At 44.6% G+C, this 276-nt stretch carries 1 protein-coding gene; it reads right to left on the bottom strand.

What is annotated here, in order from left to right:
• A partial coding sequence (locus tag UC75_RS18050; protein ID WP_265597229.1) for an ABC transporter transmembrane domain-containing protein occupies positions 1-276 on the bottom strand: 276 nt, incomplete at both ends.

Here is a 276-nt window from a genome sequence, read left to right as displayed (position 1 = left end):
CTGGTTTTGGAAGCGTGATTCAGCACGTAAAAGCTTGATGTCTTCAATACCCTGCACTGCTTCAACAAGAATGGCATTACGAATTGATGACTCTCTCATACCCTCTTGTGCGAGTTGTGCTAGTTTTTTCTGCACGAGAACACCCGGCAAAAGCATAAGTGGTACAACCAGCAACATCACCCAAAACAATTTCCCGCCAATAATCGCAAAGATGGTCAGGAACAAGAAAAAGAACGGGAAATCGGCAATTGCACTAATGGTGGTTGAAGTCACCAG

The organism is Acinetobacter sp. V2 (assembly GCF_001188385.1).
Classification (GTDB): Bacteria; Pseudomonadota; Gammaproteobacteria; order Pseudomonadales; family Moraxellaceae; genus Acinetobacter; species Acinetobacter oleivorans.
This window is presented reverse-complemented; position numbering and strand designations above follow the sequence as displayed.